The following is a 17,056-nucleotide window of genomic DNA, read 5'->3' as shown; positions in this document are numbered from 1 at the left end:
AGCGCGGTGTGGTGCATCCAACACGAGGGCAAGAAGTGGCACTGAAGCAGCATCCTTTGTCGGCCGCATTCCCGGCCATGAGCGCCGAGGAGTACCAGGGGCTTGTTGACAGCATCACCGTGAACGGCGTGCTCAACCCCATCACCGTCTTCGAGGGCATGGTGCTGGACGGTTGGCATCGCTACACGGCAGCGAACGAAGTTGGTGTGGATTGCCCGTCGGTAGAGCTGGCAGACGTTGACCCGCGCGACTTCGTGATGGCGCAGAACAAGGCGCGTCGCCACACCACGCAGGCTCAGTTGGCGCTGGCGACCACCGCTGTGTTTGCCTGGTTCCCGGCTGACGGGGCGGCCCAAAGAGGGGGGGTCACACTGAATGTGACCCCCCCCAAGTCCAACGCGGAACTGGCCGCCATCGCAGGCGTTCACCCGAACACGATCACCCAGGCGAAGACCGTACAGACGAAAGCTGCGCCCGAAGTCCAAGAGGCTGTGAAGCGCGGCGATATTGGTCTGCCCAAGGCCGCTGCCATCGCCAAGCTGCCCAAGGAGGAGCAGGCCGCCGCCATCCACAAGCCCGCGCCGAAGTCTGAACCGGTGGCTGTCAACGATGCCCCCGAATACGACGGCCCCAGCGAAGAGGAGCTGCGCGCCCATGCCCTGCAGGAGCAGGCTGACCGTGAGGCCCTCGACAAGCTGATGGAGTCGGATGACAAGCTCGCCGCCGCCTATGCCGAGATCAAGCGCCTCAACGCAGTGAACGCTGCGCTTGAGAGCCGCCTGCAGGGTCTCATGAACGAGAAGAACGAGGCCATTCGCATGGTCAAGAGCCTGCAGCGCAAGCTGGACAAGGTGGCCGCATGAGCCTCGTCACTGCCCGCTTGTTTGAAGACAAGCCCAACTACGCCAGCACGACTTTTCCACCGCCGCGCCCGTTTCAACAGGCAGCACATGAAGCTCTGCGCCAGGGCTTCCGCGACGGCCACAAGAATCAACTCATCATGGCCCCGACAGGCGCAGGCAAGACCTACCTGGGCCACCGCATCGCGCACGAAGCGCTACTCAAAGGCCGTCGCGTGGTGTTTCTTTGCGACCGCACCACGCTGATCAACCAGACCAGCAAGACGGCTGACTCCTATGGGCTGTCGGCGCACGGCATCGTGCAGGCGAATCACTGGCGCCGGGCCACCGAGATGCCCTATCAGATCGCCAGTGCTCAGACCATTGCCAAGCGTGGTTACTGGCCTGCGGCTGATGTGGTGATCGTTGATGAGGCGCACACCCAAATGAAGGTGTGGACCGAATTCTCAGCGCAAAGCAAAGCAGCATTCATTGGCTTGTCGGCCACCCCGTTCTCGTCGGGCCTGGGCAAGATTTTCACGAATCTGATCAACGCCACCACGATGCACGAGCTGACCCAATCGGGGGTGCTGGTGCCGATGCGCATCCTTTCGTGCAAGCGCATGGATATGACCGGCGCGGCCACATCTGGTGGCGAATGGACGGATGCAGCCGCCGAAGAGCGCGGCATGGGCATCGTCGGCGATGTGGTCAAAGAGTGGATCGCGCATGGCGAAGGCCGCAAGACCATTGTGTTTGGCGCCACGATCAAGCACTGCCAGGAATTGGCTCGCCAGTTCCTTGACGCGGGCGTGATGGCCGCCGTTTTCACGAGCGAGACCACTGCGGCAGAGCGTGAGCTGCTGGTCAAGGAGTACAGCAAGCGCGATTCATCGCTGCGCGTCCTGATCAGTGTTGAGGCACTTGCAAAGGGGTTTGATGTGCCTGACGTCGGGTGTGTCGTGGATTGCCGCCCCCTTCGCAAGTCCCTTTCCACGGCAATCCAGATGTGGGGCCGTGGGCTGCGCGCGAGTCCTGACACAGGCAAGAAGGACTGCATCTTGCTGGACCACAGCGGAAACATCATCCGCTTCGCTGAGGACTTCACCAGCATCTTCTATGACGGCTTGAGCGCTCTGGACATGGGCGAGAAGCTGGACAAAAAGATTCGCCGGGAAGAGGACGAGGAAAAGAACAGCAAAGGGTGCCCATCGTGCGGCTACAAGCCCTTTGCGAAGCGCTGCATGTCCTGCGGGTTTGAGAAGCAATCGCCCTCGATGCAAGAGGCTGCAGCAGGCGTGATGCAAGAAGTGGTGATGGCAGGCAAGAAGAAGCTGGCAGACGATCACCGCCACCTGTGGGAGCAGCTTTGCAGCTATGCGCGCGGGCACAGCGCGCCTGAGCGTCAGGCAGGCCGCGCATGGAACCTGTTCAAGAAGATCACTGGTTTCGCGCCGCCGCGTGAGTGGCGCTTCGATTGCACGCCTAACGCTGAGATCACCGCGAACGTGCGCAACAAGATCAAGAGCCTTGATTTGGCCTACCTGAAGGCGGTGCGCGCATGACTGACTTCATCACCTTCGCACGTGCCCACGGCGTGGAAATCGATCCGTCGCGCTTTCAGCCTGGCAGCCGAATTCGTCGCTGTGGCACGGTTGACAAGCCAAAGAGCACCAACGGCGCCTACTTTTTTGATGGCGAGCGCGGCTGGGTCTTCAACTGGGCCGCAGAGGCGCGCGTCCAGTGGTTCAGCGACCCCAATGCGCGCCCGTGGACGGAAGAAGAAAAGGCGGCGTGGCGCGCGAAGCGCAATGCGGCCCAGGCCAGCCAGGACGCCGACCACCAGCGTGCCGCAAGACGCGCCCAAGAAATGCTGCGCGGCGCGAAGCCCTCTGAGCATGACTACTTGCACCGCAAGGGATTCCCGTCGCATCAGGGCCTCGTGGCAGATGACGGCGCATTGCTGATCCCGATGCGCGACGTGTTCACGAACAACCTCAACGGGCTGCAAGTCATCCGTTGGATTGAGGACGAGCGCAAGTTCCAGAAAAAGATGCTGCCAGGCATGAAGGCCAAGGCGGCGGTGTTTCGTATCGGCGACCGCTACGCACGCGAGACGTTCCTGTGCGAGGGGTATGCCACCGGACTATCAATTGAGGCAGCAGCGCGCGCTGTGGGCCTATCTGCGGCCATTCTGGTGTGCTTCAGTGCAAACAACATGGAGCACGTGGCTCGGATGGTTAAAGGCCGCGTGATGGCCTTCGCTGACAACGACGCATCGGGCACTGGAGAGAAAGCCGCGATCAATGCGGGTGTGCCGTATTGCATGAGTGATGTGGTGGGCGAAGACGCGAACGATCTGCACCTACGTGCTGGGCTGTTCGCGGTGGCGGGGAAGTTGATGAGGGTGCGCGCCATGCGTTAGCGCTTCTTATGTCTTCACTGCGCTGGTTGGACATGGTTTAACGGCAGCGGCGCAGGGTGAGTCCCCTACTGTTGGATCAGGTGCTGAAACAGGGGAGAGGGTGGCGAAGTTAGCGCCCTTGCATCGAACGGCTGACGGGTCATGCGGCTCCGAGACAGGACACATGTGAAGGCCTTCCCAGGATGGGCTAGGTCTGCCCACCAAGCCAGGTCTTAGGGGATTTCTAGCGACGTATCCATAGGAAGAGGAATGACGCGATGTGTGGGATGCAACAACTGGCGGCTGAAGGACGCGAAGGACATGGGAAAGCACGGATTCGGGCTGTGTGCCCACGGGAAGCCCTGGCAGTTCAAGTCGCCGAGCGGGACGTGCGAGCGGGCGGTGAAGGCCCCTGCGGACGTGATTGCGGCTCGTGTGAAGTGGCTGGACCGGAAGCCCAGCAACAACCTCTGAAGGAGTGCGCATGACCCCCCAAGACACCCAAGCGGGCGGCATCGACGCCGTACTGGACGAGCGCGGCAAGCGGTACGGCGTTTTCGCTGAGCACGCGGCCATCAGCCAGACGCTGACCGGAACCATGCGCATCTGCGAAGGCTGGGACCGACTCACATACGACCAACGCGAGGCCCTGGAGATGATCGCGCACAAGATCTCGCGCATCCTCAACGGCGATCCCAACTACGCCGATTCGTGGGTGGACATCGCCGGCTACGCAAAGCTGGTGGCTGACCGGCTGGAGGGCGTGGAGCGATGAAAACCTACCAGTACTGGGCAGTCCTTGATGAGTTGCCTGACGGATGGGTCATCGACAGAACCTGCGGCTCTCCGCTGGCTGGGCATGTGTTCGCGACGAACGGCAAGAGTCCGCTGACTGGGCAACGCCGCGTGCTTGTCCCGGTACGCCCGAAGGGGGATGCGCAGGCGGCAGTTGGAAGGCGGCCGGAGTTGGTCGTGCCAGTGCCCAGCGCACCTAAGAGTGGGGCTGGAGATTCGGTCTTTGATGCGGGCTCTGCAAAGGCCTTCAACGATCTGGCCCGCGCCCGCTTCAAGCGGCGACTGCTCTCCGACATCCTGGTTGACCTGCAGGTTTGCGATATTGAGGGCTGGAGCAAGCGCGAATACATCGAGCAACTCCAGCAGTTGATCGGAGGCATATCCCTGGCCGCCCCGGATGATGGGGCGCGCAAGGAGTCTGGCCGTGGCTGAAAAGCGCGTCATCCGCCTGATCGACCACGAGCGCCGCATGCGTGCACATGACGCCATCGACATGGCGCCGGAGGGGTACTGCGTCACTATTTCGGAGCCCACGCGCAGCCTGGAGCAGAACGCGGCGATGTGGCCCCTGCTGCAAGCCTTCGCCGACCAACTGCAATGGCCGGTCAATGGCCAGATGGTCTGGATGACTGCCGACGAGTGGAAGGACGTGTTGTCCGCAGCCTTCAAGCGCGAGTCCGTCCGGGTCGCCATGGGCATGGACGGCGGCATGGTGATGCTCGGCAGTCGCACCAGCAAGTTCAGCGTGCGCGAGATGAGCGAGTTCATCGAGTTCTTGCATGCGACCGCTGCGGCGCGTGATGTGGATCTGCACTACATGGAGGCTGCATGAAGACGTGGCATTGCTACACGCTCGTGGCGGCTGTGCTGGCGGCGCCTCATCTGTCGCGGGAATTTGCTTTGGGCGCAGTGCTCGCATGGGGACTTGCGGCGATGTGGATTGCGGCGAGGGGCGAATGATGCGTCGCGCCGCGAAGATCGACGCACCAAAGTATCTGGGCGCCCTCTGCAAGCGTGGGCACGACCACGATGGCACAGGGCAAAGTCTTCGGAAGCTGTCAGACCGCAGTTGTGTGGTGTGCTGCCGAGAAAAGGCCAGAGCGGCATATCGCCTCAACCCTGCCGCATCCATGGCTGCCCGCGACCGCGATGCCGCGCGGGCCTACCAGCGCGAGTGGGCGCGGGAAAGGCGCGCACTCAACCCCGTGTTGGCGAGAGAGCGCGGCCGAGATCGCTATCGACGAGAAGTCCTGTTGACGCGCCTTCGCAACCGGCTTCGGAAGGCGTTCGTCGCTTTCTCGGTGTCCGGTAAGCAGGCAGCGTCTTCCGAGTACGCGGACTTCATGGCAATCATCCGGCATCTAGGCCCATGTCCTGGCCCGCTGGGCGAATGGGAGATCGACCACATCAAGCCCCTGTGCAGCTTTGACTTCTCCGATCCTGAGCAGGTCCGTGCCGCTTTTCACCCTACGAACCATCAATGGCTCACGGCTGAGCAGAACCGGAGGAAGCATGCGAAAGAAAGCTAGGGTTGACGCCAACCAGCCCGCCGTGGTGGCTGCTCTGCGCAAGGCCGGCGCCACTGTGCAGAGCTTGGCCGCTGCGGGCGACGGAGTGCCGGATCTGCTTGTGGCCTTCCGGTCGGATCTGTTCCTGCTGGAGGTCAAGGACGGCAGCAAGCCGCCTTCGGCTCGTGCGCTCACGCCCGATCAGGTGCGCTGGCATGCGGCGTGGGGCGCCCCGGTCCATGTGGTCAACAGCGTGGACGAGGCGTTGCAGGCGATTGGAGCGATCCATGCAGTCTAAGAACAAGGCCGCCCCGACCAAGGCCGAGCGCGAGCACATCGTCCGCATCAAAGAGATGCCGTGCGGCGTCTGCGAAGCGCCAGGCCCGTCCGAGGCCCACGAACTGCGCCAGGGTGAGTGGCACACGTCCATTCCTCTGTGCGCCGACTGCCATCGAGGCAGTTTCAACGGCATCCACGGCCAGCAGCGCATATGGAAGGTCAAGCGCCTGGATGAACTGGCCGTGCTCAACAACACCATCGCCGCGCTGGTCTGAGCGCGAACTGAGGAAGGAGAAGGAATCGTGAACTGCAAGCCTGGGGATCTAGCTGTTGTCCGATGGACTCGTGCGGCTCCCGAGCACCACGGGAAGATCGTCCGATGCGTGTGGTCACATGACGGATGGTGGGAAGTGTCGCCCGAGCTGCGCATGGCTGGGCGCCCAGGCGTCGTCTGGAGCATGGTCCATGACAGCGTGCTTCGACCCCTCCGCGACCCCGGTGACGACGCCGTGGACGAAACCCTCGCCTGGAAGCCCGTCCCGCTGCCCGCCATCCAGCCCGAGCTTCTGGAGCGCGCATGAGAGTCAAGACGCTCCAAACGATGACCAGCCTGCGCAACCGCTGCATTGAAGAGGGCGAGTGCTGGCTGTGGCAGGGCTACTTCGGCAACGGAGTGCCGGCAGTGAGCCACGGCGGCAAGATGATGCCGGTCCGCGCGGTGATGGTGGACCTGCTGGGCATCCGAGTCGAGCGAGCGCGGTACTTCGCCCCGAAGTGCGGCTGCGCGGATTGCGTGAATCCCGAACACATCGGCCAGTACACCCAGGCCCAGCACATGGCCAAGATGGGCCGGAAGGTCGACTCCAAGGGTCCGGGACGCCGCCTCAAGCTGACGCAACACGCTCGGGCGACGAAAGCCAAGATCACCATCGAGATCGCCCGCGAGATTCGCCTGTCGCCGGAGCCCGGGCCCGTCCTGGCCGAGCGCTACGGCATCACCCGCAGCGTGGTCGGGCGCATCCGGCGCGGCGAGGCATGGGCCGACACCCAGAACCCATTCTGGAGGCTGGCAGCGTGATCGACCGCAACAACATCAGCCAGGTACTGCGCCAGCACGTGCAGCAGAAGTACGGCACCCAGAAGGAGGCCGCCAAGGCGCTGGGCATCGACCCATCAACCCTTTGCCAGTCGCTCAACGGCCATCCGCACCCGTCGCCAATCCTGCTGGCGGATGCGGGGCTCGTGGCGCGGGTGGTTTATGAGCAAAGGAGTGCGGGATGACGATGCGAGAGGAGTTCGAGCAGTGGATGTCTGATGAAGGCCAGTGGCCGGCAGCGGTCGAGAAGACCGGCGCTGAGTACAAGCTGTCGACGGCCGCAACGGGCTGGACCGTCTGGCAAGCCGCCTACGCCGCTGGGCAGAGGGCTGAGCGGGAGGCGTGTGCTGTTACTGCGTGGAATACAGGCATGGATCTGCATATGAAGCAGAGCGACGCACGCGAGATTGGCTCGCTGTGCGCCGCCGCCATCCGCAACCGCAAGGAGCAGGGGTGACAACAGACCAAGAGATCCAGGCGCTCCGAGAAGAGATCGCAAAGCTCCGCGAGCGAGTGGCATGCCTTGAGGGCGGCAGAACCTACATCCCGCCCTATTTCGTCGGCACGCCGAGGGTTGGCACGCCCGGGCCAGTAGAGCCGATGACAGCGCCCAATCCATGGCAGCCGCCATACCGCATCACATGCGGAGGCGAGCGGGGCTGATCTGAGGCGATTCCCGATGCGATCCCCCGCGCCTAAGTCCCCGCCACCAAACAAATAAAGCCCATTCGCGAATAGCGAACTGAGAAGATTTCAAGGAGCACAGATGCTGATGAAAGTGAAAGCCGTCGATTTCCACGCCGTGGAGCCTCACCAGCGTGAGATGGACCGGCGCCTTGCCAACTGGGCGGCATGGTGCAACGGCCGGAGCTGGGGAGGCGCGTCTGTGTCGCCGATGTTCCGCCTCGTCCCACCGCCGCCGCGTGTACGTGGGGACGTGTCACTCGTGGCCGATGTGGTGGATGGGGCCGATGCCGCCAAGATCGCCAAGGGAGTTCAAGCCCTGCCGGAGAAACATCGCAAAGCCATTCACTGGTCATACGTCCGGCCGACTGCGCCGGCCAAGGCTTGCCGTGAGCTGGGGTTGTCCATGGAAGGGCTGGCCCGGCACGTCCGAGACGCCCGGCAGATGCTCATCAATCGGGCTGTATGAAAACCCCTTGAGAACCCGAAAAACTTGTGATACAAACGGGAGGACTTGTGAGCTGTCGAGCACTAAGGCAAGAGCATCCAGAAACGGAGGCGCCGGTGTCGGTAGAAATCGCAGGTTGCGAGCCCCGTACATGGGTGTGAGCAGGAGCCGCAATCCTCAACTGCGGTGACGGGCGCAGAAAATTAGCGAGGCGCCGAGTGGCTCCCGTAAGGGGCCGAGATCAACAGCGGTGTAGCTCAGCCTGGTCAGAGCGTTGGGTTCATACCCCAAAGGGCGCGGGATCGAAGCCCGCCACCGCAACCACACACAGCCCGCCAGGTGAAAGCCTCGGCGGGTTTTCTTTTGCCGGGCCGGTCCGCATCCCATCGGTCACCTGTACCCAAGGACTGAGCCCGGCGCCCTATGACGCAACGCCCCCGCATCCCCGCTGCACCCCAGCGCATCCAGATGGCCCAGTCCACCAGGATGCAGCAGGCGCCGAGGATCGTGGACCAAAGGCAAAGAGGAAGCTAAAGTAAGCGAGCCCACATAGGACGGCAATCCTGTGCGGGCTCTAACCAGTCAACCTGTATGAGAGGCTTCATGGCTGAGAGTGATTCTATGGCTGCGTCTGATGCCGTAGCTTGCAAAGCGTGTGCGACATGTGACCGGCTTCTGCCCCTGACGCACTTCTACCTGTCCCGCCCAGGCAGCTACAAGCCCTCTTGCAAGGATTGCAGCAAGGCCCGCAGTCAGGCATGGCGCGAAAGCAATGCAGATCGCCGGGCTGCCTACGATCGGCAGTACAAGGCACAGAACCGAGCCGCCAGGAACGCCAAGGATAGGCAAAGGCTGGCGAATGATCCGGCATACGCGCTTCGGAACTCGATCCGAGCGGCCATCTTCAAGGCGCTGGCCTCACGCGGAGCCAAGAAGTCGGAGCGCGTTGAGCAGATATTGGGGTGCACGATGCAGGAGTTCGTGGCCCACATCGAGAAGCAGTTCGCCCGTGGCATGTCATGGGAGAACAGGGGCGATTGGCACATCGACCACATCGTCCCGTTGGCAACTGCTGTCAGTGCTGAGGATGTGGTAAGGCTGACGCATCACACCAACCTACGGCCGCTCTGGGGCCGAGAGAATCTGTCCAAGGGTGGAAAGGTTCTGACTCTCCTATGAAGCAACCCAGCTGGCGCCAGGACCGACGCAAGACAGCAGAGCGTGGGTACGGCGGCAGATGGCAGAGAGAGCGCAAGGCGTTCCTGGCCAGGCCGGAGAACGTGCTGTGTGTGATGTGCAGTGCTGAGCGCCGGGTGACCATCGCCACGGTGGTGGATCACATCGTCCCGCACAAAGGCGATGAAGTCCTGATGTGGGATCAGACGAACTGGCAGCCGTTGTGCAAGAGGCATCACGACTCTGACAAGCAGGCGGAAGAGAAGGGGCGGAAGCGCAGGGTGGTCGGCCCCGATGGCTGGCCCACCGATGCCTGACCGTCTCGCCGATGGACCGTCGTGCTGGCGTGACAGGGGGGGGCCATCAAAGTCTGCGGCCTTCGTCGCCCTGACCGCCCGGTTCCTCTTACTTTCCTAAACGTCCAGAAAAAAGGTGACATAAATGGCACAAAGGGGCCGCAAGTCCGCTGCGAGCGTCGCAGTGGCGGCCCAGCTTGGGCCTGTTTTGGCGGAAAACCGGCTGCGCGCGTCTCCGCATCTGAGTGATGCTGAGCAGATCGTGTGGGCGCGCCTGGTCAATGACCATCCGGCATCCGCGTTTACAGAGACTCACCGCGACCTGTTGGACCTGTATTGCCAGCATATCGTGACGGCCCAGGTGCTGGACGACGAGATCAAGGCGTTCGACCGCGAATGGCTGCGCGATGACGATGGCCTGAAGCGCTATGACCGCCTGCTAGCGATGCGGGAGCGTGAAGTCCGCTCTGCGTCGTCCCTGGCGACACGTTTGCGCATCACGCGCCAGGCGACGGCAGACCCCAAGACTGTAGGCCGTGCGCACAGTGCGATGGGCCGCTCTCGCAAGCCGTGGGAAGTGGTAGATGGTTAGCCGAGGCGAGAGGAACATCCGCTGGATCGAGAGCATGTGCCGAATTCCAGATGGGAAGTTGGTCGGCAAGCCTGTTCGGTTGACGGACGCGCAAAAGGGCTGGATCAGGCAGATTTACGACACGCCGACGCGCACGTTCATCTTGTCGATGGCACGCAAGAACGCGAAGACCGCGACCAGCGCATTCCTGTTGCTCCTGCACCTGTGCGGACCGGAGGCGAAGCCGAACAGCCAGCTTTACAGCGCGGCGCAGTCCCGTGACCAGGCCGCCATCCTGTACGGATATGCGTCCAAGGTGGTTCGTATGTCGCCGGAGCTGAGCGAATACGTGATTCCGAAGGAGTCCGCGAAGACGTTGGTGTGCCCTGAGCTGGGTACGGTGTATCGGGCGCTGTCAGCAGATGCATCGACGGCATACGGGTTGTCGCCGGTCTTCTCTGTGCATGACGAGTTGGGGCAGGTTCGGGGGCCGCGTTCGGAGTTGTATGAGGCGATTGAAACCGCCTCGGCAGCGCATGAGCAGCCGCTGTCGATCATCATCAGCACACAGTCGCCCACGGATGCGGACCTACTGAGCGTCCTGATTGACGATGCTTTGACTGGCACGGATCCGCGCATCAAAGTGGCATTGCACACGGCGCCGATGGACATGGACCCGTTCTCGGATCAAGCCATCCGGGCTGCGAATCCGCACTTCGACGTGTTCATGAACCGCGAAGAGGTGCGCAAGCAGGCGGCAGATGCGAAGCGGCTTCCGACTCAGGAGGCTGGGTATCGGAATTTGATCCTGAATCAGCGCGTGGAAGCCAAGACTCCATTCATCACGCGCTCGGTGTGGCAGGAGTGCGGGGATCAGCCTGATCCCATTGATGGCCAAGATGTCTACGGGGGGCTTGACCTATCGTCGGTCAGTGACTTGACAGCCTTGGTGCTGGTATCGGAAAGGGGCGACGTGCATCCGACCTTCTGGCTCCCCGGCGATGGATTGTCCGAGAAGTCGCGCAAGGACCGTGTTCCGTATGACCTTTGGGAAGCTCAGGGCCTGCTGCAGACGACGCCTGGCCGGGCCATCGAGTATGAATTTGTCGCGGAGCACCTTCGCGGCGTGTTTGACCGCTGCAATGTGCGAGCGCTGGCATTTGACCGTTGGGGGATGCGTCATCTTCGGCCGTGGTTGGTGAAATCTGGGTTCACTGAAGAGGAACTGGAGCGCTTCATCGACTTCGGCCAGGGTTTTGTGAGCATGTCTCCGGCGATTCGGGCACTGGAAGAGCGAATCCTGACGCGAAAGATGAGGCATGGGAATCACCCTGTGCTGTCCATGTGCGCGAACAACGCGGTGGTAGTCAAAGACCCGGCCGAGAACCGCAAATTCACGAAAGCGAAAGCCAGTGGCCGGATTGATGGGATCCAGGCCCTCGCCATGGCGGTCGGCGTGATGCCTGAGGCTGTCAGCACCGAAAAATCATTCTGGGAAACCGCATGAAACTCTGGCCTTTCAGCCGCAAGTCGAACGAGGACGGCTCGGTTCGTCACTCGCTCGACCTGTTCCGGCTGCTGTACGGCTGGATGGCGACGAAAAGCGGGGCGTCTGTCAGCCACAAGTCGGCGCTGGAGGTGTCAGTGGTGCTGGCGTGCGCCCGGGTGATTTCGGAGGGCATTGCGCAAGTCCCGTTCAAGCTCTACCGGGCAGAAGGCGACAAGGTGTTGCCTGCCGTCGATCATCCGCTGTACACCATCCTGCACCGTCGCCCGAATAGCTGGATGACCAGCTTCGACCTTCGGGAGACGATGGCGCTGCATGCTGTCCTGACGGGCGATGCAGTGGCTTTCGTGAATCGGGTTCGCGGCGAGGTGAAGGAGATCATCCCCTTCGCCCCGGCGAACGTCACGATCAAGCAGGAGAACGACTACCGCATGACGTACCGGCTCCAGGCGCCGAACGGCCAGAGTCAGGACTTCCCGCAGGAGGCCATCTGGCACTGGCGCGGCCCGAGCTGGGACGGCGTGTGCGGGATGGATGTGGTCAAGCTGGCGCGAGAGTCGATTGGCCTGGCAATGGCAACGGAAGAGTCGCAGGCCAGGATGACAAAGTCGGGCGCATCAATGTCTGGGCTCTACTCGGTCGAGGAAAAGCTCAACTCCGACCAGTACAAGGCGCTGCGGGAGTTCATCGACAAGAACTTCGACGGCCCGCAGAATGTCGGGCGCACGAAGCTACTGGATCGCGGGGCGAAGTACACGCCCACCAGCATGACGGCGGTGGATGCCCAGTTGCTGGAGACGCGAAAGCAGCAGGTAGAGGAAATCTGCCGAGCGTTCCGGGTCATGCCGATCATGGTCGGCTACTCGGACAAGGCCGCTACCTATGCGAGCGCGGAGCAGATGTTCCTGGCGCACGTCGTGCACACCCTGGCCCCCTGGTACACGCGCATTGAGCAGTCCGGCGAATGTCAGCTGCTCAGTGAGCGTGAGCGGGACCAGAACTACTTCATCAAGTTCAACGCCGCCGGGCTCATGCGCGGCTCTCATAAGGATCGGGCCGAGTACTACGCCAAAGCCCTGGGTGCTGGCGGTGCGCCGGGATGGATGACGCAGGATGAGATTCGTGGCCTGGAAGAGCTGAACCCGATGGGGGGCGAAGCGGCGGTGCTGCCGAAGCCGACGAACGTAGCCGGCGCGAAGCCGAAGGAAGATGATGATGGACAGTCTGATCTGTAGCCTGAAGGAGCTGAAGTTCGACCCGGGCGAAGGCGACCAGGTCATGAGCTTCAGCGGGTACGGCGCCGTATTCGGGAACGTGGACGCCTATGGCGACGTGATCGAAGCTGGGGCCTTTTCGAAGTTTCTGGCCGACGTGAAGTCAGGCGCTCAACCCTGGCCCGCGATGCTGAGCCAGCACGGCGGCTGGCAGATGAGCGCGGAAGATATGACGCCCATTGGTGTCTGGACCGACTTCGCTGAGGACGGGCACGGCCTGAAAGTCACTGGGCAGCTGGCAGACACGCCACGCGGCCTGGAAATGTACAAGCTCATGAAAATGAGCCCGCGCCCAGCGATTGACGGCATGAGTATCGGCTACATCGCCAAGGACTGGGAGCCGCGCACCAAGCCGGAGGATCCCAGGCGCCGTCTGAAGCGGATCGACCTGATCGAAGTGTCGCTGGTCACGCGGCCGGCGAACGGAAAAGCACGCGTCGAGGCTGTGAAGTCCATCGACGCCATCGAAACGCTCGCGGACGCTGAGCGCTACCTGAGAGATTCAGGTGGCCTGTCCAAGAGCGCCGCCGTGGCCCTGGTGTCACGGATCAAGAGCCTCAGTCGGAGTGATTCTGGCGGGCTGCAAGAGCTGGTCGAAGCCCTCAAGGGAAGAGAGCAGCACATCCCGCGCTGATTCCACAGCGTCACCCGCAACGAGCCGCCGACCGAGGCGGCTTTTTCATTTCCGAAAGGACCAATGATGATTGACATCATCGAAATCAAGAGCCTGATCGAAAAGCAAGGTCAGGCATGGGAAGAGTTCAAGAAGACCAACGACGAGCTGGTCAAGGCGAAGGCGGACGGGAAGGCGGTTGCTGACCTCGAAACCAAGCTCGCCAAGATCAACACGGACATGGACCAACTCGCCGAGCTGAAGGCAGAGTTCGACAAGTTCGTCACCGCTTCCCAGCGCCCGGGGAACTCCGGCGAAGAGAAGGCCAAGCTGGAGGAGGAGTGCAAGTCCTGGAACGCCATGCTGCGCGCCGACTTCCAGAGCAAGGGCCGCCCGGTTCCTGCCGATGTGTCGCCTGACGCATACGCCCAGTACAAGAGCGCCTTCTTCAGCCTGATCCGCCATGGCGACATCGAGCGCCTGTCGGCTGACGAGCGCAAGGCCATGTCTGCCGGCTCGGACCCGGATGGCGGCTACCTGCTGCCCACGCCTACCGTGGGCCGCATGGTCAAGAAGGTGTACGAGCAATCCACCATGCGCCAGCTTGCCAACGTGCTGACCATCAGCACCGACGCGCTGGAAGGCATCGTGGACAACGACGAGGCCGATGCAGGCTGGGTGTCGGAAATGGGCACGCGCAACGACACGGACACTCCGCAAGTCGGGAAGTACCGCATCGAGGCGCACGAGATGTACGCCCAGCCGAAGGTCACTCAGAAGCTGATCGACGACGCGGCCACCGACGTGGAGGCCTGGCTCGCCGACAAGGTGGCGGACAAGTTCGCCCGCATCGAGGGCGCTGCATTCTGGACCGGCAATGGCGTGGGTCAGCCTCGCGGCCTGGCGTCGTACACCACGGCAGCGACCGGCGACGGCACGCGCGCCTGGGGCACGTTCGAGCACATCAATACCGGTGCGAGCGGTGCGTTCCACACGACCAAGGCTGATCCCATTCAGGATCTGATCGGTGCGTTCAAGGACCAGTACCTGCAAGGCGCGGTATTCGTGATGCGCCGCGAGGTGCGCACGCTGATTCGCAAGATGAAGCGCGGCACCACGGACGACACCTACCTGTGGGAGCCGGGCCTGCAAGCTGGCCAGCCTGACCGCCTGCTGGGCTACCCGGTGCGCATCGACCAGTTCATGCCGTCCCTGGGCTCCAACTCGCTGTCGCTGGCTTTCGGTGACTTCAAGGAGGCCTACACCATCGTGGACCGCATCGGCGTGCGCACCCTGCGCGACCCGTACACCGCCAAGCCGTATATCCGCTTCTACAGCACGAAGCGGACTGGCGGGGGCGCGATCAACACCGAGGCCGTGAAGTTCCTGCGCTTCGGCACCTGATGTTCAACGGCCCGCTTCGGCGGGCCAATTCATTCTGAAAGGAAATCGTCATGAGCGATCTGAAGAACAACATCTCGGCTGTTCTGGCCGTGTCCCCGGCTGTTCACACAGCCACGAAGGCCGATGCGACGGTTGTTGACCTGCAGGGCGCAGGCTCCGCGACGGTGGTCATCAACACGGGCGCCATCGCAGGCGACGGCCTGTTCGTCGCCAAGCTGATGCACGGCGATGCAGCCGACCTGAGCGGCGGATCGGATGCGACCGCAGACGACCTGCTGGGCGCGTTTCCCGCTGCCCTGGAGGCCGACAAGTCGTATGCCGTGGGTTATCGCGGCGGCAAGCGCTACGTCCGCGTGGTGCTGACCAAAACCAGCGGCACGTCGATTGCCGCAGGGGCGGTGGTGGTCAAGGGTCATCTGGCCCTGGCTGGCGCAGTCTGATGCGTGAAGCGCCTTTGCAAGAGGGCGCTTTGCAGATCATGAGCACCACACCCGCAACCCCTCCGCAGTACCTGCCGCTGTCGCTGGCAGAGGCGAAGCTGCACTGCCGCGTCGATGGCTCGGAGGATGACGCCCTGTTCACGGGTGTGTACATCCCCGCCGCGACCCAGATGTGCCAGCAGATGCTGGGCCGGTCCATCATGGCGCAGGCGTGGAAGCGCAGCGCCGAGTATTTCGAGCCGGCAATTCGCCTGCTTTGGCCCGCCGTCCTGTCGGTGACGTCGGTGGTCTACGTGGACGTTGATGGAGCTACGCAGACGCTGGACCCGAGTGCCTATGTCCTTTCTGGTGACACGCTGACACCCGTGGATGTATGGCCTGAAGTGAGGCCGGGCCCTGGCGCTGTGGTGGTCACCTATCAGGCGGGTTTCGCCACCGGGAATGAGGCAGCTCAGCAGGCCGCCGTTCCAGCCGCGATCAAGTCCTGGCTGTTGTTGACTGTGGGCACGATGTACGCCCATCGGGAAAGCATCCAGGCTGGCGTTTCCATCGCGAGCATTCAGGGCCAGTTTGTGGACCGACTGCTTGATCCCTACAGGGTGTATTGATGCGCGCCGGCTCCCTGACCTCCCGCATCACGATCCAGCGCCACGCTGGTGGCGTGGACGAGTGGGGCACGCCTTTGCCCGAGTCCTGGGAAGACGTGGCGCAGGTCTGGGCGAGCATCCGGCACATGAACGGGTCGGAGGCGATCCGGGCGGGTGCTGTGGCATCGACGGTGCAGGCCTCGATCCGCATTCGCCGTCGCGCAGGCCTGGACGCCGGCATGCGCGTGCTGCACCAGGACACGATGTACCAGGTCAAGGCAGTTCTACCCGACGAGCAGTCGCGCGAGCATGTGGACTTGGTGTGTGAGGTCACCGAATGATCAAGTTCGAGGACGACACTGCCCGGCTGATCGCTGAGGTGAACAAGCTGGCGAAAGCTGCAGAAAATGCGGCGCGGCCAGCGGCCCAGGAAGCCGCGCAGATCTACTACGACCTCATGCGCCGCTACGTGCCAGTTTCGAAGGCGCCGCACATGTTCCACGGCGAGAACGCGGTCTATGGGCCGTATGCGCCGGGGTCGTTGCGGGATGCGATCTACCAAGCCTTTTCGAAGGACAACAGCCGCGACGGCGTGGCCGAGTACCACATTGCGTGGAACCATCAAAAGGTGCCCTATGGGTTCATGGTCGAGTACGGCACCAGCCGCGCCGCTGCACAGCCGTTCATGCGGCCTGCGTACACCAGCGGCGAGCGCGCCGCAATGGCCGCAGCCGAGAAGCGCCTACTCGCCGAGTTGAGGAAGGCCCTGTGATGGAGGCGACTCTGCAAACCATCATTGCTGGCATCGTCGGCCGCAGCTACCCCATCGTCGCGCCGGAAGGCACCGCAACGCCCTACGCGGTGTGGCAGCAGGTCGGCGGATCGGATCAATCGTTCATGGACAACACCCGTGCCAAGAAGCACGGGCGCGTGCAGATTGCCATCTGGGGGCCGAGCCCGGCCGCGCTGGCGCCGCTACGCGAAACCTTGGAACTGACCCTGCGTGCGCGCACCGACATCACATGCACGCCGGCTGACGCGCACGTCATGACGCACGAGCCCGCAACTGGCCTCTACGGACTGCGGCAGGACTGGAACATCTGGAGCTGACGCTCCGCCACTTTCTCAACAACCG

General features: G+C 62.8%; 25 protein-coding genes and 1 tRNA gene. All 26 read left to right on the top strand.

Translation table 11 applies throughout. The features are described 5' to 3' along the window. Positions 1–35 precede the first annotated feature (35 nt). The 26 genes from LG388_RS14130 to LG388_RS14005 all read left to right on the top strand — a co-directional run bounded on the left by LG388_RS14130 (position 36) and on the right by LG388_RS14005 (position 17,031). Positions 36–863 carry a ParB N-terminal domain-containing protein gene (locus tag LG388_RS14130; protein ID WP_225783357.1) on the top strand — a complete coding sequence of 276 codons (828 nt, stop codon included), beginning with the start codon at positions 36–38 and terminating at the stop codon, positions 861–863. Continuing rightward, positions 860–2,404 (top strand): DEAD/DEAH box helicase, encoded by a 1,545-nt coding sequence (locus LG388_RS14125; RefSeq protein WP_225783356.1) that lies wholly within the window; start codon positions 860–862, stop codon positions 2,402–2,404. Before LG388_RS14130 ends, LG388_RS14125 begins: the two co-directional genes overlap by 4 nt. Continuing rightward, positions 2,401–3,264 (top strand): toprim domain-containing protein, encoded by an 864-nt coding sequence (locus LG388_RS14120; RefSeq protein WP_225783355.1) that lies wholly within the window; start codon positions 2,401–2,403, stop codon positions 3,262–3,264. The genes LG388_RS14125 and LG388_RS14120 overlap by 4 nt, the downstream gene beginning before the upstream one ends. A gap of 463 nt (positions 3,265–3,727) precedes the next feature. Further along, on the top strand, positions 3,728–4,018 hold the full coding sequence (locus LG388_RS14115) for a DUF6378 domain-containing protein (protein WP_225783354.1): 291 nt from the start codon (positions 3,728–3,730) through the stop codon (positions 4,016–4,018). Beyond that, the gene (locus tag LG388_RS14110) at positions 4,015–4,470 is read left to right on the top strand and encodes a hypothetical protein (protein WP_225783353.1); all 456 of its coding nucleotides are present in this window, start codon (positions 4,015–4,017) and stop codon (positions 4,468–4,470) included. The genes LG388_RS14115 and LG388_RS14110 overlap by 4 nt, the downstream gene beginning before the upstream one ends. Continuing rightward, on the top strand, positions 4,463–4,870 hold the full coding sequence (locus LG388_RS14105; protein WP_225783352.1) for a recombination protein NinB: 408 nt from the start codon (positions 4,463–4,465) through the stop codon (positions 4,868–4,870). Before LG388_RS14110 ends, LG388_RS14105 begins: the two co-directional genes overlap by 8 nt. A gap of 298 nt (positions 4,871–5,168) precedes the next feature. After that, positions 5,169–5,567, top strand: coding sequence for an HNH endonuclease signature motif containing protein (locus LG388_RS14100; protein WP_225783351.1), 399 nt, complete (start codon positions 5,169–5,171; stop codon positions 5,565–5,567). Beyond that, a complete protein-coding gene (locus LG388_RS14095) occupies positions 5,551–5,844 on the top strand; it encodes a hypothetical protein (protein ID WP_225783350.1) in 294 nt (97 codons plus the stop codon). Before LG388_RS14100 ends, LG388_RS14095 begins: the two co-directional genes overlap by 17 nt. Next, positions 5,834–6,100 (top strand): hypothetical protein, encoded by a 267-nt coding sequence (locus LG388_RS14090; RefSeq protein WP_225783349.1) that lies wholly within the window; start codon positions 5,834–5,836, stop codon positions 6,098–6,100. Before LG388_RS14095 ends, LG388_RS14090 begins: the two co-directional genes overlap by 11 nt. A gap of 302 nt (positions 6,101–6,402) precedes the next feature. Beyond that, positions 6,403–6,903, top strand: a complete 501-nt coding sequence (locus LG388_RS14085) for a hypothetical protein (RefSeq protein ID WP_225783348.1) — start codon at positions 6,403–6,405, stop codon at positions 6,901–6,903. Beyond that, positions 6,900–7,106 (top strand): helix-turn-helix transcriptional regulator, encoded by a 207-nt coding sequence (locus tag LG388_RS14080; RefSeq protein ID WP_225783347.1) that lies wholly within the window; start codon positions 6,900–6,902, stop codon positions 7,104–7,106. Before LG388_RS14085 ends, LG388_RS14080 begins: the two co-directional genes overlap by 4 nt. Beyond that, positions 7,103–7,378, top strand: coding sequence for a hypothetical protein (locus tag LG388_RS14075; protein WP_225783346.1), 276 nt, complete (start codon positions 7,103–7,105; stop codon positions 7,376–7,378). Before LG388_RS14080 ends, LG388_RS14075 begins: the two co-directional genes overlap by 4 nt. 309 nt (positions 7,379–7,687) lie before the next feature. After that, on the top strand, positions 7,688–8,074 hold the full coding sequence (locus LG388_RS14070; RefSeq protein ID WP_225783345.1) for a hypothetical protein: 387 nt from the start codon (positions 7,688–7,690) through the stop codon (positions 8,072–8,074). Between the two features lie 225 nt (positions 8,075–8,299). Further along, positions 8,300–8,377 (top strand) — tRNA-Met (locus LG388_RS14065). Between the two features lie 297 nt (positions 8,378–8,674). Continuing rightward, positions 8,675–9,232, top strand: coding sequence for a hypothetical protein (locus tag LG388_RS14060; RefSeq protein ID WP_225783344.1), 558 nt, complete (start codon positions 8,675–8,677; stop codon positions 9,230–9,232). Continuing rightward, positions 9,229–9,546 (top strand): HNH endonuclease, encoded by a 318-nt coding sequence (locus LG388_RS14055; RefSeq protein ID WP_225783343.1) that lies wholly within the window; start codon positions 9,229–9,231, stop codon positions 9,544–9,546. The genes LG388_RS14060 and LG388_RS14055 overlap by 4 nt, the downstream gene beginning before the upstream one ends. Before the next feature lie 124 nt (positions 9,547–9,670). After that, entirely contained in the window at positions 9,671–10,117 is a 447-nt protein-coding gene (locus LG388_RS14050) for a hypothetical protein (RefSeq protein ID WP_225783342.1), read from the top strand. Then, positions 10,110–11,603 carry a terminase large subunit gene (locus LG388_RS14045; protein ID WP_225783341.1) on the top strand — a complete coding sequence of 498 codons (1,494 nt, stop codon included), beginning with the start codon at positions 10,110–10,112 and terminating at the stop codon, positions 11,601–11,603. Before LG388_RS14050 ends, LG388_RS14045 begins: the two co-directional genes overlap by 8 nt. Then, positions 11,600–12,838, top strand: a complete 1,239-nt coding sequence (locus LG388_RS14040; RefSeq protein WP_225783340.1) for a phage portal protein — start codon at positions 11,600–11,602, stop codon at positions 12,836–12,838. Before LG388_RS14045 ends, LG388_RS14040 begins: the two co-directional genes overlap by 4 nt. Next, positions 12,819–13,511, top strand: coding sequence for an HK97 family phage prohead protease (locus LG388_RS14035; protein WP_225783339.1), 693 nt, complete (start codon positions 12,819–12,821; stop codon positions 13,509–13,511). Before LG388_RS14040 ends, LG388_RS14035 begins: the two co-directional genes overlap by 20 nt. Positions 13,512–13,577: 66 nt before the next feature. Beyond that, positions 13,578–14,894: a phage major capsid protein gene (locus LG388_RS14030; RefSeq protein WP_225783338.1), complete on the top strand. Its 1,317-nt coding sequence runs from the start codon at positions 13,578–13,580 to the stop codon at positions 14,892–14,894. 50 nt (positions 14,895–14,944) lie between these two features. Continuing rightward, positions 14,945–15,334, top strand: coding sequence for a hypothetical protein (locus tag LG388_RS14025; protein ID WP_225783337.1), 390 nt, complete (start codon positions 14,945–14,947; stop codon positions 15,332–15,334). Between the two features lie 38 nt (positions 15,335–15,372). Then, entirely contained in the window at positions 15,373–15,942 is a 570-nt protein-coding gene (locus tag LG388_RS14020; RefSeq protein WP_225783336.1) for a head-tail connector protein, read from the top strand. Then, positions 15,942–16,262: a phage head closure protein gene (locus tag LG388_RS14015; protein ID WP_225783335.1), complete on the top strand. Its 321-nt coding sequence runs from the start codon at positions 15,942–15,944 to the stop codon at positions 16,260–16,262. The genes LG388_RS14020 and LG388_RS14015 overlap by 1 nt, the downstream gene beginning before the upstream one ends. Then, positions 16,259–16,693, top strand: coding sequence for an HK97-gp10 family putative phage morphogenesis protein (locus tag LG388_RS14010; protein WP_225783334.1), 435 nt, complete (start codon positions 16,259–16,261; stop codon positions 16,691–16,693). The genes LG388_RS14015 and LG388_RS14010 overlap by 4 nt, the downstream gene beginning before the upstream one ends. After that, positions 16,693–17,031 carry a DUF3168 domain-containing protein gene (locus LG388_RS14005; RefSeq protein WP_225783333.1) on the top strand — a complete coding sequence of 113 codons (339 nt, stop codon included), beginning with the start codon at positions 16,693–16,695 and terminating at the stop codon, positions 17,029–17,031. Before LG388_RS14010 ends, LG388_RS14005 begins: the two co-directional genes overlap by 1 nt. The last annotated feature ends 25 nt before the right edge of the window (positions 17,032–17,056 follow it).

The organism is Xenophilus sp. Marseille-Q4582, assembly GCF_916700565.1.
Taxonomy (GTDB): Bacteria; Pseudomonadota; Gammaproteobacteria; order Burkholderiales; family Burkholderiaceae_C; genus Xenophilus.
Note: the sequence above shows the minus strand (reverse complement) of the source record. Positions and strands in the feature narration are given on the sequence as shown.

Coding starts and splice junctions, on each gene's coding strand:
- LG388_RS14020 (WP_225783336.1), top strand. CDS start 15,373: ATGAGCACCACACCCGCAACCCCTCCGCAGTACCTGCCGCTGTCGCTG.
- LG388_RS14095 (WP_225783350.1), top strand. CDS start 5,551: ATGCGAAAGAAAGCTAGGGTTGACGCCAACCAGCCCGCCGTGGTGGCT.
- LG388_RS14055 (WP_225783343.1), top strand. CDS start 9,229: ATGAAGCAACCCAGCTGGCGCCAGGACCGACGCAAGACAGCAGAGCGT.
- LG388_RS14010 (WP_225783334.1), top strand. CDS start 16,259: ATGATCAAGTTCGAGGACGACACTGCCCGGCTGATCGCTGAGGTGAAC.
- LG388_RS14120 (WP_225783355.1), top strand. CDS start 2,401: ATGACTGACTTCATCACCTTCGCACGTGCCCACGGCGTGGAAATCGAT.
- LG388_RS14040 (WP_225783340.1), top strand. CDS start 11,600: ATGAAACTCTGGCCTTTCAGCCGCAAGTCGAACGAGGACGGCTCGGTT.
- LG388_RS14035 (WP_225783339.1), top strand. CDS start 12,819: ATGGACAGTCTGATCTGTAGCCTGAAGGAGCTGAAGTTCGACCCGGGC.
- LG388_RS14075 (WP_225783346.1), top strand. CDS start 7,103: ATGACGATGCGAGAGGAGTTCGAGCAGTGGATGTCTGATGAAGGCCAG.
- LG388_RS14045 (WP_225783341.1), top strand. CDS start 10,110: ATGGTTAGCCGAGGCGAGAGGAACATCCGCTGGATCGAGAGCATGTGC.
- LG388_RS14070 (WP_225783345.1), top strand. CDS start 7,688: ATGCTGATGAAAGTGAAAGCCGTCGATTTCCACGCCGTGGAGCCTCAC.
- LG388_RS14030 (WP_225783338.1), top strand. CDS start 13,578: ATGATTGACATCATCGAAATCAAGAGCCTGATCGAAAAGCAAGGTCAG.
- LG388_RS14090 (WP_225783349.1), top strand. CDS start 5,834: ATGCAGTCTAAGAACAAGGCCGCCCCGACCAAGGCCGAGCGCGAGCAC.
- LG388_RS14060 (WP_225783344.1), top strand. CDS start 8,675: ATGGCTGCGTCTGATGCCGTAGCTTGCAAAGCGTGTGCGACATGTGAC.
- LG388_RS14125 (WP_225783356.1), top strand. CDS start 860: ATGAGCCTCGTCACTGCCCGCTTGTTTGAAGACAAGCCCAACTACGCC.
- LG388_RS14110 (WP_225783353.1), top strand. CDS start 4,015: ATGAAAACCTACCAGTACTGGGCAGTCCTTGATGAGTTGCCTGACGGA.
- LG388_RS14085 (WP_225783348.1), top strand. CDS start 6,403: ATGAGAGTCAAGACGCTCCAAACGATGACCAGCCTGCGCAACCGCTGC.
- LG388_RS14100 (WP_225783351.1), top strand. CDS start 5,169: ATGGCTGCCCGCGACCGCGATGCCGCGCGGGCCTACCAGCGCGAGTGG.
- LG388_RS14050 (WP_225783342.1), top strand. CDS start 9,671: ATGGCACAAAGGGGCCGCAAGTCCGCTGCGAGCGTCGCAGTGGCGGCC.
- LG388_RS14015 (WP_225783335.1), top strand. CDS start 15,942: ATGCGCGCCGGCTCCCTGACCTCCCGCATCACGATCCAGCGCCACGCT.
- LG388_RS14115 (WP_225783354.1), top strand. CDS start 3,728: ATGACCCCCCAAGACACCCAAGCGGGCGGCATCGACGCCGTACTGGAC.
- LG388_RS14025 (WP_225783337.1), top strand. CDS start 14,945: ATGAGCGATCTGAAGAACAACATCTCGGCTGTTCTGGCCGTGTCCCCG.
- LG388_RS14005 (WP_225783333.1), top strand. CDS start 16,693: ATGGAGGCGACTCTGCAAACCATCATTGCTGGCATCGTCGGCCGCAGC.